The organism is Vibrio sp. SS-MA-C1-2 (genome assembly GCF_021513135.1).
Classification (GTDB): Bacteria; Pseudomonadota; Gammaproteobacteria; order Enterobacterales; family Vibrionaceae.
The window spans coordinates 665,509-678,677 of record NZ_CP090980.1; the positions used below are offsets into that span (position 1 = coordinate 665,509).

Annotated in this window: 9 protein-coding genes and 1 pseudogene; 4 read left to right on the top strand and 6 right to left on the bottom strand. The window is 40.5% G+C overall.

Features of this window, described 5'->3' with window-relative positions:
- Positions 1-11: 11 nt before the first annotated feature.
- The 4 genes from L0B53_RS02960 to napF all read right to left on the bottom strand — a co-directional run bounded on the left by L0B53_RS02960 (position 12) and on the right by napF (position 3,992).
- On the bottom strand, positions 12-479 hold the full coding sequence (locus L0B53_RS02960; protein ID WP_235058984.1) for a nitrate reductase cytochrome c-type subunit: 468 nt from the start codon (positions 477-479) through the stop codon (positions 12-14).
- 95 nt (positions 480-574) lie between these two features.
- On the bottom strand, positions 575-3,070 hold the full coding sequence (gene napA, locus L0B53_RS02965; protein ID WP_235058985.1) for a periplasmic nitrate reductase subunit alpha: 2,496 nt from the start codon (positions 3,068-3,070) through the stop codon (positions 575-577).
- Positions 3,067-3,366 (bottom strand): chaperone NapD, encoded by a 300-nt coding sequence (locus L0B53_RS02970; RefSeq protein ID WP_235058986.1) that lies wholly within the window; start codon positions 3,364-3,366, stop codon positions 3,067-3,069. Before L0B53_RS02970 ends, napA begins: the two co-directional genes overlap by 4 nt.
- 125 nt (positions 3,367-3,491) lie before the next feature.
- The gene (gene napF, locus L0B53_RS02975; RefSeq protein WP_235058987.1) at positions 3,492-3,992 is read right to left on the bottom strand and encodes a ferredoxin-type protein NapF; all 501 of its coding nucleotides are present in this window, start codon (positions 3,990-3,992) and stop codon (positions 3,492-3,494) included.
- Between the two features lie 547 nt (positions 3,993-4,539).
- Here napF and L0B53_RS02980 point away from each other — a divergent pair.
- The 3 genes from L0B53_RS02980 to L0B53_RS02990 all read left to right on the top strand — a co-directional run bounded on the left by L0B53_RS02980 (position 4,540) and on the right by L0B53_RS02990 (position 7,041).
- Positions 4,540-5,271 (top strand): nucleoside recognition domain-containing protein, encoded by a 732-nt coding sequence (locus L0B53_RS02980; protein ID WP_235058988.1) that lies wholly within the window; start codon positions 4,540-4,542, stop codon positions 5,269-5,271.
- Positions 5,271-5,738 carry a YjiG family protein gene (locus L0B53_RS02985; protein ID WP_235058989.1) on the top strand — a complete coding sequence of 156 codons (468 nt, stop codon included), beginning with the start codon at positions 5,271-5,273 and terminating at the stop codon, positions 5,736-5,738. Before L0B53_RS02980 ends, L0B53_RS02985 begins: the two co-directional genes overlap by 1 nt.
- Before the next feature lie 151 nt (positions 5,739-5,889).
- Positions 5,890-7,041, top strand: coding sequence for a M20 family metallopeptidase (locus L0B53_RS02990; protein WP_235058990.1), 1,152 nt, complete (start codon positions 5,890-5,892; stop codon positions 7,039-7,041).
- A 969-nt stretch (positions 7,042-8,010) separates the two neighbouring features.
- Here the strand turns inward: L0B53_RS02990 and gcvP are convergent.
- Together gcvP and gcvH are read right to left on the bottom strand one after the other, a co-directional pair.
- The gene (gene gcvP / locus L0B53_RS02995; RefSeq protein WP_235058991.1) at positions 8,011-10,878 is read right to left on the bottom strand and encodes an aminomethyl-transferring glycine dehydrogenase; all 2,868 of its coding nucleotides are present in this window, start codon (positions 10,876-10,878) and stop codon (positions 8,011-8,013) included.
- A gap of 127 nt (positions 10,879-11,005) precedes the next feature.
- The gene (gene gcvH / locus L0B53_RS03000; protein ID WP_235058992.1) at positions 11,006-11,383 is read right to left on the bottom strand and encodes a glycine cleavage system protein GcvH; all 378 of its coding nucleotides are present in this window, start codon (positions 11,381-11,383) and stop codon (positions 11,006-11,008) included.
- 392 nt (positions 11,384-11,775) lie between these two features.
- Here gcvH and L0B53_RS03005 point away from each other — a divergent pair.
- Positions 11,776-13,151, top strand: a pseudogene (locus L0B53_RS03005) (alanine/glycine:cation symporter family protein).
- Positions 13,152-13,169: the final 18 nt, after the last annotated feature.

The following is a 13,169-nucleotide window of genomic DNA, read 5'->3' on the forward strand; positions in this document are numbered from 1 at the left end:
CTTATGCCAAGTTATTGTAGAGACTTAACGGGTTTAAATTCATTTTCAACTAATGGCTTAGCATCCTTCTGTGGGACGTGACACTGTAGACAGAAGTAACGGCGAGGTGAAACATCAGATAACACCTCATCATCACGACTAATAAAGTGAGTCACACTGATCTTGGTTGCACCCATTTCATCCGCATTTTTCCAACTATGGCACGCTAGACATTTGTTAACATTAAGAGAGACCTCATAATGACGGATATTATGTGGGATCAACGGTGGTTGATAGACGTAATCGGCCTCTAATGTTGAGTGAAATTTAGGTTGGCGCTTCCAATCATCCGCTGGGCGAGTGATTTCAATTTCAACGGGCCCACGTAGGGATTCAACTCCACCATTACCACCAGGGTAAACGTCTTGGGTTTGCTCAGCATAAGCAGAGCTCATTAGTAAAATACTGAATGAAATAAGCATCGCAAATATACGTTTCATTCTCTTTCTCCATGTTTGCTATTTATTTAAAATGACTCGGTTTAAAGTACTTAATTGTTCATTTAAACGTATTTATTTAGTTTAAAATCAGGCGATTACTTTAGAGCCACTTTAGTGATTTTGACTGGGCACTTCTTAAAGTCTGTCTGCTTAGAGAGTGGATCAGTCGCATCTAAAATCAATTTGTTAACAAGGATTCGAGCATCAAAGAATGGAACGAATACCAATCCTCTTGGTGGACGGTTGCGACCACGGGTCTCGACACGAACGCGAATTTCGCCACGTTTATTCTCAATGAGTACTTCATCTCCACGACGTAAATCACGCTCTTTTGCATCAGCTGGGTGGATATAACAAAGTGCATCAGGAACTGCTTTATAAAGCTCAGGTACTCGGCGAGTCATAGTGCCTGTGTGCCAGTGCTCTAATACGCGCCCAGTACATAACCATAGGTCGTATTCTGCATTAGGGACTTCTGGTGGCGCTTCATATGGCGCAGATATAATATTGGCCTTGCCATCAGGCTTACCATAGAAATCATAATCAGAACCAGGCTTAACGTAAGGGTCTGAACCTTCTTTAAATCGCCATAACGTCTCTTTGCCATCCACGACAGGCCAACGCAGACCGCGCTCTTGATGATAACGATCATAAGGGGCTAAATCGTGGCCATGACCACGTCCAAATGACGCATATTCTTCAAATAAGCCTTTTTGTACATAGAAGCCAAAGTCATGAGATTCATCGTTTAGTTCTTGAGCTTCAGAAAGAGGGAATTGATCAACTTGTCCATTACGATACAGTACGTCATACATGGTCTTGCCACGGTATTCTGGCTTTTGCGCAATTAACTCTTCACCCCACACGTCTTCAATCTTAAAGCGCTTACTGAACTCCATGATTTGCCAAAGGTCAGATTTTGCCCCTTCAACAGATTTTACTTGTTGGTACCAAGCTTGAGTTCGACGCTCTGCATTACCATAAGCGCCCTCTTTTTCTACCCACATAGCCGTCGGCAAAATAAGATCCGAGGCTTGTGCTGATGCAGTCGGGTAGGGGTCTGAACAGACGATAAAGTTATCAGGGTTACGGTAGCCCGGCATTCGGTCTTCATTGATATTTGGCCCTGCTTGAAGATTATTATTACACATAATCCAGTAAGCATTCAGTGCACCATCATTGAGCTTTCTGTCTTGTAGTACGGCGTGAAACCCGGGTTTAGGATCAATGGTTCCTGTAGGTAGTTTCCAAATTTTTTCAGCCGTTGCACGGTGTTTAGGGTTTGCAACCACCATATCAGCGGGTAAACGGTGGCCAAATGTGCCGACTTCTCGTGCTGTACCACAAGCAGAAGGTTGACCTGTTAATGAGAATGGGCTGTTACCTGGCGTTGCGATACGACCGGTTAAAAGGTGAAGGTTGTAGATCAAGCTCTGCATCCATACACCACGGGTATGTTGGTTTACGCCCATCGTCCAAAGTGACATGATTTTAGTGTTTGGATCGGCATATTGTTTTGCCAACTTCAGTAAATTCTCTTCTGATACGCCAGACATTTCAGAGGCTTTCTCTACCGTATAAGGGGCAACAGAGGCTTTATACTCTTCAAAAGAGATATCACTCATTTTTCCTGAATTTGGATTTTTGGCTTTCTTTTGCAATGGATCACTATCGCGTAAACCATAACCAATGTCCGTGGTCGCTTGTTTGAAATGAGTATGTTTCTTAACGAAATCCCAATTTACCGCATCATTTTGTACGATGTAATTAGCAATGTAGTTAGCAATCGCAAGATCAGATTGAGGAGTAAAGATGTATCCGTGATCGGCTAACTCAAAAGAGCGGTGATAATAGGTTGATAAGACATTGACTTGAACATGAGGATGACTTAAACGACGATCGGCGATACGTGTCCATAAAACAGGATGCATCTCTGCCATATTTGAGCCCCAAAGCACAAACGTGTCGGCATTTTCAAAGTCATCATAACAGCCCATTGGCTCATCAATACCAAAGGTACGCATGAAACCGACTACCGCTGATGCCATACAGTGACGCGCATTGGGCTCAATATTGTTAGAGCGGAAACCTGCCTTCTGCATTTTTACTGCAGCATAACCTTCTTGAACTGTCCATTGACCTGAACCAAACATACCGATTGCAGAGGGGCCTTTCTCTTTCAGCGCAGCTTTCCATTTCTCTGCCATTATATCAAAAGCGGTATCCCAAGAGACGGGTTGGAAGTCACCATCTTTGGCATATTTCCCATCTTTCATTCTAAGTAGCGGAGTTGTTAGGCGGTCTTCTCCGTACATAATTTTAGAGAGGAAATAGCCTTTAATACAGTTTAGACCTTTGTTTACGGGCGCTTTAGGATCACCTTGTGTCGCGACTATTTTTCCGTTTTGGGTTCCCACAAGAACTGAGCAACCAGTACCACAGAAGCGACAAGGAGCTTTATCCCATTTTATTTTTGTTTGGTCGGAGCTTGCGATTAAGTTGGTTGCGCTGGCTGGTAGTGTGACACCCGCAACCGCGGCAGCCGAAGCAGCTGCATTTGCCTTAACAAACGCACGTCTGGTCATTTTCATACATCACCCTCAGATTTTGTATTGAGTATTGTTTCGTCTAATTGATCTAAATCGGTTTCAATTTGATGGTAGATCAATGCAGTACTTAATGTATTAGGTAAGTTATTGATCTTTTCAATAATATCAGTAACAAATCCTTGATTTTCTGTTTCTAGTACAACAATTATCTTTCCGTTCTTGTCTGCTCCATAAATTTCAGCGCTATCGATTGCCTCGATAGCAGCTTTGACTTGTTCTAAATGCTCAGGAAATGCCTGAACCACTAAACTAGAAATATGTACTTCACCTAATGACATAATTAAAAATTTGTCTCTGTTTTTAAATGAGTGGTTTATCCATTAAGTTTAGACTATAGAACACAATTTATAGATATCAATTATGAGGCTAGAATTCGCTGAATTAATAGGATGTTATGGCAGGCTTATTGATGAATTGCAGATTTTTTACTGATCATGACTATTGCCTTCGTCGGGCAAATGGAAACACAAGCACCACACCCATTACAAAGCGAAATGTCTAGATTAGGTTGAGCTACTTGCCCTGACTGGAGTTTAAACTGAATCGCCATCGGTTCGCAGATATCTTGACAGCTACGACACTCAACATTATTGGTCGCTAAACAGCGGTTATCAATCTTTGCTGTTACTTGCCAAGGTGTCTGATCTTGTTCAAGAAAAAGATCTTCAGGGCAAACCGTTGCACATTGATAACAGAATGTACATTCATCAATAGTGAAATCGACAGTGGGAAAGCCACCTTCACCTTTTACGATAATGGATGTTTCACAAGCAGTTAAGCAGTGCTGACACCGAGTACATTTATCGATAAATAAAGCGTGACTTTTTAACCAAGGCAAACGAGTTGCTGGCTCTGGATCATGACGTTTTTTACTAAATAGTCGACGTCGAGTTAAATCTACCATTTTATGCTTTCCATTATTGAGGTGTTTTTATCCCTTTATTACTTGAAGTATATACCCTTCTGACTTGAAGTTGCTAGGCTGTTAGCGACATTCGCTTGCCCACAAGTAACTCTAATTACATTTGATAAATATGTAACTTAGAGCTTTAATTCAACGCTTCATAATATCATTGGCTCTTTTTATATCTATACCCTCCATGTTTGCCGCCTACTAGCAACGCCAATTATTTTAGGTATAACGCGTAATTATTTCAGTTATCTATTTATGGTTACTTTTTGTTGCTTTATTGTTGTGGTGCTGATTGCCTTGTGATGGATTTGGTCGAATTTGTTTTATTGTTGTTTGATTATTTACTCCTAAATATCATCAATTTAGTGGTTTATCCAGAGTTTAAAATGTAAGAGTTTGTGTATTGTGATTACAGTGGAAGTTATGAAACTGGATACTCATTAATGGGTATTTATTGATGAGAAAAGAACTAGGTTCTTGTATGATCAATTTGTCTAAAACAAGAATCTGTCTAAAACAATAACAATATGGATTAACTATGAGTAACTCAAATAGTAACGCAAGGAAAGTGACAATTGGTTGTTATATCGCCCTTGCTTTTGCGGCCATCTTTTTTTCTGGCTTATTAAAATCAGGTAACTGGTATGGTGCTTTTGATTTTACAACTTTAAATGGTTCTTTTGGTAAAGTGGTTTACCAAGTACAAGATGCTGCTGAAGGTGTTCAAACTGCTGCGACCTCTTTTCGAGGTAAAGGCGGTAGCGGTGCTAAAGATGGTTTTATCTTTGCATTAACATTAGTACCGACAGTGATGTTCGCTCTTGCGATGGTCGAAGTCTTGGAGCATTACGGCGCACTTGCCGCGGCACGTAAACTAATGACACCGCTTCTTCGTCCTCTTTTAAGTGTCCCGGGTTCTACAGGTTTGGCATTAATTGCTTCATTACAATCGACCGATGCCGGGGCTTCCATGACACGAGGATTGTTAGATGAGGGGCATATTACACAAAAAGAGTGTGATGTCTTTACCATGTTCCAATTCTCAGCGGGTGCAACCATCGTTAACTTCTTCTCATCAGGTGCTGTGTTATTTACCTTAACGGCGATGGATGGCTCAACGGCGGTTCCTGCTTCGATTGGCCTATGTTTAGTGGTGATGTTGGTTATGAAGGTTGTTGGTGCAAATCTGTTCCGTATTTACCTAAATTTCGAAGAGAAGAGAAGCAGCAAGAAAACAGCAAATAAAGAACTTAATGAGGAGACGGCATAATGTCTGATGCAGCAACTAAAAAACCAATGGTAACCGATGTTTTTGTTCGTGGTGCAGTAAAAGGCTGGAAGATTGCCACATTAAGCACAATTCCAAATGTATTAATGGCATTTGTTGTGATTAAAATCCTTACTATCACTGGTTTACTTTCGATGATCGGGACTATTTTTGCTCCTGTGATGGGGGTCTTTGGTCTACCGGGTGAAGCGGCAACAGTCTTACTCGGCTCTTGGATGTCGATGGGGGGCGGTGTTGGTGTTGCTATTAGCTTATTTGATGCTGGTCTTCTGTCTGGTGAACATTTAGCGATTTTAGCGCCTGCAATGTATTTAATGGGCTCACAAGTTCAGTATGCTGGTCGTATTCTTGGTGTTGTTGGCACTAAAGGCAAATATATTCCAATCATGATTGCAATTTCGGTGCTTAACGCCTTTATCGCCATGTTTATCATGAATATTTTTGTTTAATTAGTTGTAATAACTAAGTTGTAATAGCTGAATTTTACTAAAATAAGAGTAACACCATAATAGGCTACTTAATCTGATTGAGTAGCCTTTTTTAAAGCCATTTTTTAGAAAGATTCCTTAATAAAAATAATAAAAATTAGAGGTAACGACAATGAGTTTTGATTTAACAAGTTATATTGAAGAATTACGTGCATTAGTTAATGTTGATTGTGGCACCTTGAATGTTGACGGTATTAACAATATTGCTGCTCAAATGAGTGAGAAGTATCAAGCCTTCAATTGGCAGATTAAAGAAGTTGCTTTAGGTGACGCTGGTAAAGGTCTTGAGATCCGTAATAAGCCAGAAACTAAAAAAATTGACTTAATGTTATTAGGTCACATGGATACGGTTTTCCCTGTTGGTACTGTCGCCGAACGCCCGATGACCATGGACGAGACTCGTATTTATGGCCCTGGATGTGGTGATATGAAAACGGGTTTATTAACCATTGTTCATGCATTAAAAATGTCAGATCCTGCGGTATTAGATAACTTGTCTATTTGTGTGGTGATGAATCCAGATGAAGAGATTGGCTCAACATATTCAAAAGAGTGGATCACTGAGATTGCGAAAAAATCTTCGTGTGCATTAGTGGCGGAAGCGGGGCGTTATGAAGGTTCGTTAGTTAAAGCAAGAAAAGGAATGGCGCGCTATAACGTCAAATTTAGTGGTGTTGCCGCCCACTCAGGCAATGATCCAGAAAAAGGACGCAGTGCGATTTCTGAAATGGCAAACTGGATTGTTAATGTTGATAAGCTTTCTAACCTTGAGTCTGGCACAACGTTAAATGTTGGCGTTGTTTCGGGTGGGGTAACGGCTAACGTGGTTGCTGACAGTGCCGAAGCGGTAGTTGATCTTCGTTATTGGGATAACAGTGAGTATCAAGATATTCACGGCCGTTTGATGGCAATGGCTGAAACAAGTTTCGTTGAAGGAACGTCTGCAACTATTACACAATCTGCGTTTGTACCTGCCATGAGCCCATCAACAGAAACAGAAAAGCTAATGAAGCTGGTAGAAAAAGCGGGTGAGAATGTCAATATTCCTATTACTTGGATGGCGTGTGGCGGTGGTTCTGATGCGAATACCACGGCGTCATTAGGCATTCCTACATTAGATGGCATGAGTTCCATTGGTGGTGGTTTCCATAGCACTGCAGAGTATGTGGAAATCGACAGTATTGAACCTCGTATCATGCTATTAAAAGAGACTATCCGTTTAATTTCAGAGAAGAAAAAACTTCATCAATTAACGGCTATCTAATCGACATATTCATTTGAAGATATTGGCGCAACGTTTTATCCCCTTCTTACTTGAAGTTGCTAGGTTGTTGGCCATATTCATTCGCCCCAATCATATAGAAAACCTATACTCATGGGGCTTCACTGACTTGCCGCCTACTAGCAACGCCAATTACTTTAGGTATAGGTATTATTTATCTTAACTCGTTGCGCTTTTTTGCATTTTAGCTAGATTAAATAAGAAGCATATAAACAGAATAAAAAAGCAGGAATAGTAAACACCAAATTGAAAATTAAGATTACCAATATTGAATTAAAAAAGAATTGTAAAATGAACAAGAAAACAAAAAATGAATAACTGTCTGTTTATTAATCAAGTATTGTGTTCAACTTGTTACTTTTGTGTTGTGCAGTATGTCTTTGTTATTAATGGTGTTAATGTTTCATTTCATCTTTTTACTTTAATGCTGAATCAGCAATTGGTTTGGTTAAAATTTTTTATAAATACCTCTGATTTTGTCTTATAATCGTAAAATCCTATAAATAATTAAGATGAATCATGTCATGAATAAGATAAAACTATTATTGAGTCTTAGTAATAAAGAGATCATTTCGACTTTATTAATAACAGTGATGATGCTGCTGACTTTGAATCATGGTGAAACTTCCCACTCTGCTCTTATGTGGGGACTATCAGTGATTTTAACAATTTTTAGTTTGATGTTATTACTATTAATGACTCATACTCGGTTGATACTCATTAATAGCTTGATAATCATTGCTAATTTTATTCACACCAGTTATTTATGTCATATCCATGAATATCCCCACGGCCTCCAAGAGACGATATTCATAAAAATAGTATTATTGGCGTTAATGGTATTAATTTTTAAAGAGAAATTTCGCCCTACCGAGAAAATGTGCAAAGCACAATAAAAAAGAGCAACCACGACTGATTGCCCTTTTATCTTTTTATTTAGAATATCACAACTTAATCTTCATAATCACTTATCGGTGGGCATGAACAGATTAAGTTTCTATCACCATACACATTGTCAACGCGATTGACGGAAGGCCAATATTTGTTAGCGGTTGAACCTGCTGGATAACAAGCCTGTTGACGGCTATATGGGTGAGTCCACTCATCTGAAGCTAAATCTACTTGGGTATGGGGTGCATTGACCAATGGGTTATCAGTTAATGGCAACACGCCAGATTCGACTTGAGTAATCTCTTCTCTTATTGCAATCATCGCATCACAGAAACGATCTAATTCAGCTCTAGATTCTGACTCTGTTGGCTCAATCATTAATGTTCCCGCAACAGGGAATGACATGGTTGGTGCATGGAAACCAAAGTCCATTAAGCGTTTTGCAATATCCTCTTCACTGATCCCTGAGCTCTCTTTCAGTGGACGAATGTCGATAATACACTCATGTGCGACGCGGCCATTTTCACCAATAAATAGAATTGGATAGTGAGGGCGGAGACGTTCCATCATGTAATTGGCATTAAGAATGGCAACTTCGGTTGCTTGTGTTAAGCCTTGAGTCCCCATCATTGAGATATAAGCCCAAGAGATGGGTAAAATTGATGCTGATCCCATTGGCGCGGCAGAAACTGCAAACTCAGATTCTTGCTGAACATGTCCTGGTAAGAAATCAATCAGGTGAGATTTGACACCAATTGGCCCCATACCCGGACCACCGCCACCATGTGGAATACAGAACGTTTTATGTAGATTCAAGTGAGAAACATCAGAACCAATAAAGCCAGGGGAGGTGAGACCTACTTGGGCGTTCATATTGGCACCATCAAGGTAAACTTGACCACCAGCAGCATGAACTTTTTCACAAATCTCAGTAACACCGGTCTCATAAACCCCATGAGTTGATGGGTAAGTGATCATAATTGAAGAGAGATTATCGGCATGTTTGGCGATTTTTTCATCCAGATCATTGAGATCAACATTCCCTTCATCATCACAAGCAACAATCACGATCTTCATTGAAACCATCGCAGCACTGGCTGGATTTGTTCCGTGCGCGGAGCTTGGAATTAGACAGATATTACGGTGGTCATCCCCGCGAGACTGATGATAGCGTTGAATCGCGAGTAAACCAGCATATTCACCTTGTGCTCCAGAGTTGGGTTGTAGCGAGATAGCATCATAACCGGTGATCTCGCAAAGCATTTTATTTAATTCAGTGGCGAGTTCTTGGTAACCTAAAGTCTGCTCTTGTGGTGCGAATGGATGCATATTCGCAAACTCAGGCCAGCTGACAGGTTGCATTTCTGCCGCCGCATTGAGCTTCATGGTACAACTGCCCAGAGGGATCATGCCGTGAGTTAATGAGAAATCTTTGTTCTCTAACTGCTTCAGATAACGCATCATCTCTGTTTCACTGTGGTATCGATTGAATACTGGATGAGTTAAGAAAGCCGATTGACGTTGACACGTTTCAGGAATAGCTGCGAATTCTGACTGAGAAACTACCGCACTTAGATCCGCTAAATTTGCAGTGGGTTGGTCAATGCTAATAAATAGGGAAATTAGCTCTGCTACATCCGTTTGAGTTGTGGTTTCATCAAGGCTGATAGACAGTTTCTCGTCATATTTAGCCAAATTCATACCCGCATTTAGCGCTTTTTGATAAACAGTATCTGTTGCTGAACCCGTGTTAACGGTTATTGTGTCAAAAAAGGATTGATGTTGTAGCGAGTAACCTGCTTGCTCTACACCTTTTGCTAAGATGGCAGTGAGATGATGAACTCGACGTCCAATAGCCTTTAACCCTTGTGGGCCATGATAAACCGCATAGAAAGAGGCCATATTGGCTAACAGTGCTTGAGCGGTACAGATATTAGATGTCGCTTTTTCGCGGCGGATATGCTGTTCACGAGTCTGCATCGCCATACGCAGTGCTGAATTATCTTGGCTATCCTTAGAAACTCCAATAACACGGCCAGGGATGGTTCGCTTATATTTATCACGCGTCGCCATAAATGCGGCGTGTGGACCACCGAATCCCATTGGTACACCAAAGCGTTGGGCACTGCCAATCACGACATCGGCACCCATTTCACCAGGCGGTGTTAATAGCGTTAAAGAGAGAAGATCACTGACAACCGTCACTAAACACTTGGTTTGATGAGCTGTCGCAATGAGTTCGGATAAATCACAGACTTCACCGGTTGTTGATGGGTAAGCAAGAATGGCACCAAAGGCATCATATTCAGAAAGGTTATCTGCTTTATCTATCACTAATTCAAAATTGAAGAAGGTCGCTCGTGTTTTGATAACGCTAATGGTTTGAGGGTTGAGGTTATCGGCAACGAAGAAGAGGTTACTGCGACTTTTACCGGCACGCTTACATAGAGTCATTGCTTCTGCAGCCGCAGTGGCTTCATCGAGTAAAGAGGCATTAGCGATCTCCATTCCCGTTAAATCACTGACCATCTGTTGATAATTTAATAATGCTTCTAAACGACCTTGTGAGATCTCAGGTTGATAAGGCGTATAAGCCGTATACCAACCTGGATTCTCTAATACGTTTCTTAAAATGACGGCTGGAACATGAGTATTGTAATAACCTTGACCAATATAACTGCGATTGATGATGTTTTTTTCAGCAATAGTTTTTAATTTGCTGAGCATATCGGTTTCGCTAAGTGGTGCATCAAGATGTAAAGGATTGGGTAGGCGAATATGAGCTGGGACGGTCTGTTCGATGAGTTGTTCCATGCTATTAAGGTCGAGCATTTTTAGCATATTTTGTTGTTGCTGGCTGGTGGGGCCATTATGGCGTTCAACAAAATCAGAATTTCCAGTTAATGTATCAAGAAGATTAGATGTCATGCGGGTATCCATTTAACGGTATTTGAACAATATTCCATGTCTCACTGAGAGTTTGCTTCCCTCATCATGCGATAATTAATTTGAATCCATAACCATATGGAAAGTGCTATGGATTCATTATTATCAATTACTCTTCGATGGTCGCTAGGTAATCTTCAGCACTTAATAGATCGTCTAAACAACTTGGATCGCTAAGTTTAATTTTTGCAATCCAACCGCCTTGATAAGGTTCTTCATTGATTAATTCAGGGCTATCTTCTAACTCTTCATTTACTTCAAGAATTTCACCAGTGACTGGTGCATAAACATCAGAGGCAGCTTTAACTGATTCAACAAGAGAGAAGTTATCTCCAGCATCAATATCATCACCAATGGCAGGAAGGTCAACATAGACAACATCACCTAATAGTTGTTGCGCATGATCGCTGATGCCAACGGTGACGGTGCCATCACTATTATCAAGAATCCATTCGTGAGACTGAGTGAATTTTAAGTTACTTTCCATTATGTACTCCTAATCACTAATTTTTATGTGGTTTATTAAAGTGGACGATTACCGTTATTAAATCGGTTACTAAAGCTGTTATTAAACTTTTCGCTAAACTAGGTAAACATTTAATACCATTAAACATACCGAAGAGAAGATGTTGCCGCAATATAAAAACGACAAAAGTGAGCGATAGATTAAAAATAATGACAATTCACTTACGTTTTAATATCAACAGAATAATAAATAGTCTTTATTTGTTGTTTATATGAACAAAGACCTAGATTTATTTAAAAATTAATGGTCAACTAAAGATTAATGTTAATAAAATGTAGCATTATGGTTTTGGAGTTATCGTTTCACTTTATTGAGTGAACGATATTTTTAAAAGGGTTAAGGAGAGATATAAAATGGAACTACTAACAAGTTTTGTCTCATCGGTGAACGGCATTGTATGGGGAGTCCCTATGCTGATCTTAATTCTTGGGGTTGGGTTATTCCTGATGCTGGGCTTAAGATTTATGCCAATTGTAAAATTATGGACTGGCTTTAAACTTTTATGGAGTGGTCGAATTCCAGATAAAGATAAATCAGCTAAAGGGGATATTAGTCCATTTAATGCATTAATGACTTCACTGTCTGCCACCATAGGTACTGGTAATATCGCCGGTGTTGCAACGGCGATTGCATTAGGGGGCCGGGTGCGCTGTTTTGGATGTGGTGTACTGCATTAGTTGGTATGGCGACCAAATATGCCGAAGCTGTCTGCGCGGTAAAATATCGCGAAAAAGACGACAAAGGTAACTATATTGGTGGCCCGATGTACTACATCAAAAACGGCTTATCTAGTAAGTGGGCTTGGTTAGGTACTCTGTTTGCAATATTTGGCTCTATTGCTGGTTTTGGTATTGGTAATGGGGTGCAGTCGAACTCTGTTGCTAATGCGTTAGAAGTCAACTTTGGTGTGCCAGCGGTAGCGACAGGCATTGGTTTGATGATCTTAGTCGCACTGGTTTTAATTGGTGGTGTACGCCGTATTGCAGATGTAGCCGGTAAATTAGTTCCCGCTATGGCTTTTTTCTATATTGGTGCGGGCTGTGTTGTTTTATTTCTAAATGCCAGTGCGATACCAGCCGCTTGGACTTTAATTATTGAGAGTGCATTTACGCCAACCGCAGCGCAGGGCGGTTTTGCTGGGGCTGCGGTTTGGGCTGCCATTCGTTTTGGTGTTGCTCGTGGTGTGTTCTCCAATGAAGCGGGTTTAGGTTCAGCCCCGATTGCTCATGCGGCGGCACAAACCAACAATCCAGTTGCTCAAGGCTTGGTCGCCATGTTAGGGACATTCATTGACACCTTAATCGTCTGTTCAATTACCGGTTTTGCAATTATAGTTTCTGGTGAGTGGACATCAGGTGCCAACGGTGCTGCGCTAACGTCTGCAGCATTTGCATCATCTTTGCCTAATATTGGTAACTATATTGTTGCGATTGCGTTGGCCGTCTTTGCATTTACAACGATTTTAGGTTGGAGTTTCTATTGTGAAAAATGTATCCAATACCTTTTCGGTATCAAAGCGATTAAATATTTCCGTATTGTATGGATTATTGCTGTGCCGATTGGAGCAACCAGCTCGTTAGATTTTGTTTGGTTATTGGCCGATACATTAAACGCAATGATGGCTATTCCGAACTTAATTGCCTTAGTACTTCTCAGTCCGATTGTTTTCTCATTGACTAAGGATTACTTTGCAGGTAAAGATGTTTCTGTTACCACAGAGAAATCGTAACTCATCAATTTTAATTAA

Excerpts from the sequence above, each read along its gene's own strand:
- napA (WP_235058985.1), bottom strand. The coding sequence starts at position 3,070 with ATGAAAATGACCAGACGTGCGTTTGTTAAGGCAAATGCAGCTGCTTCG.
- L0B53_RS02985 (WP_235058989.1), top strand. The coding sequence starts at position 5,271 with ATGTCTGATGCAGCAACTAAAAAACCAATGGTAACCGATGTTTTTGTT.
- napF (WP_235058987.1), bottom strand. The coding sequence starts at position 3,992 with ATGGTAGATTTAACTCGACGTCGACTATTTAGTAAAAAACGTCATGAT.
- gcvH (WP_235058992.1), bottom strand. The coding sequence starts at position 11,383 with ATGGAAAGTAACTTAAAATTCACTCAGTCTCACGAATGGATTCTTGAT.
- gcvP (WP_235058991.1), bottom strand. The coding sequence starts at position 10,878 with ATGACATCTAATCTTCTTGATACATTAACTGGAAATTCTGATTTTGTT.
- L0B53_RS02970 (WP_235058986.1), bottom strand. The coding sequence starts at position 3,366 with ATGTCATTAGGTGAAGTACATATTTCTAGTTTAGTGGTTCAGGCATTT.
- L0B53_RS02960 (WP_235058984.1), bottom strand. The coding sequence starts at position 479 with ATGAAACGTATATTTGCGATGCTTATTTCATTCAGTATTTTACTAATG.
- L0B53_RS02980 (WP_235058988.1), top strand. The coding sequence starts at position 4,540 with ATGAGTAACTCAAATAGTAACGCAAGGAAAGTGACAATTGGTTGTTAT.
- L0B53_RS02990 (WP_235058990.1), top strand. The coding sequence starts at position 5,890 with ATGAGTTTTGATTTAACAAGTTATATTGAAGAATTACGTGCATTAGTT.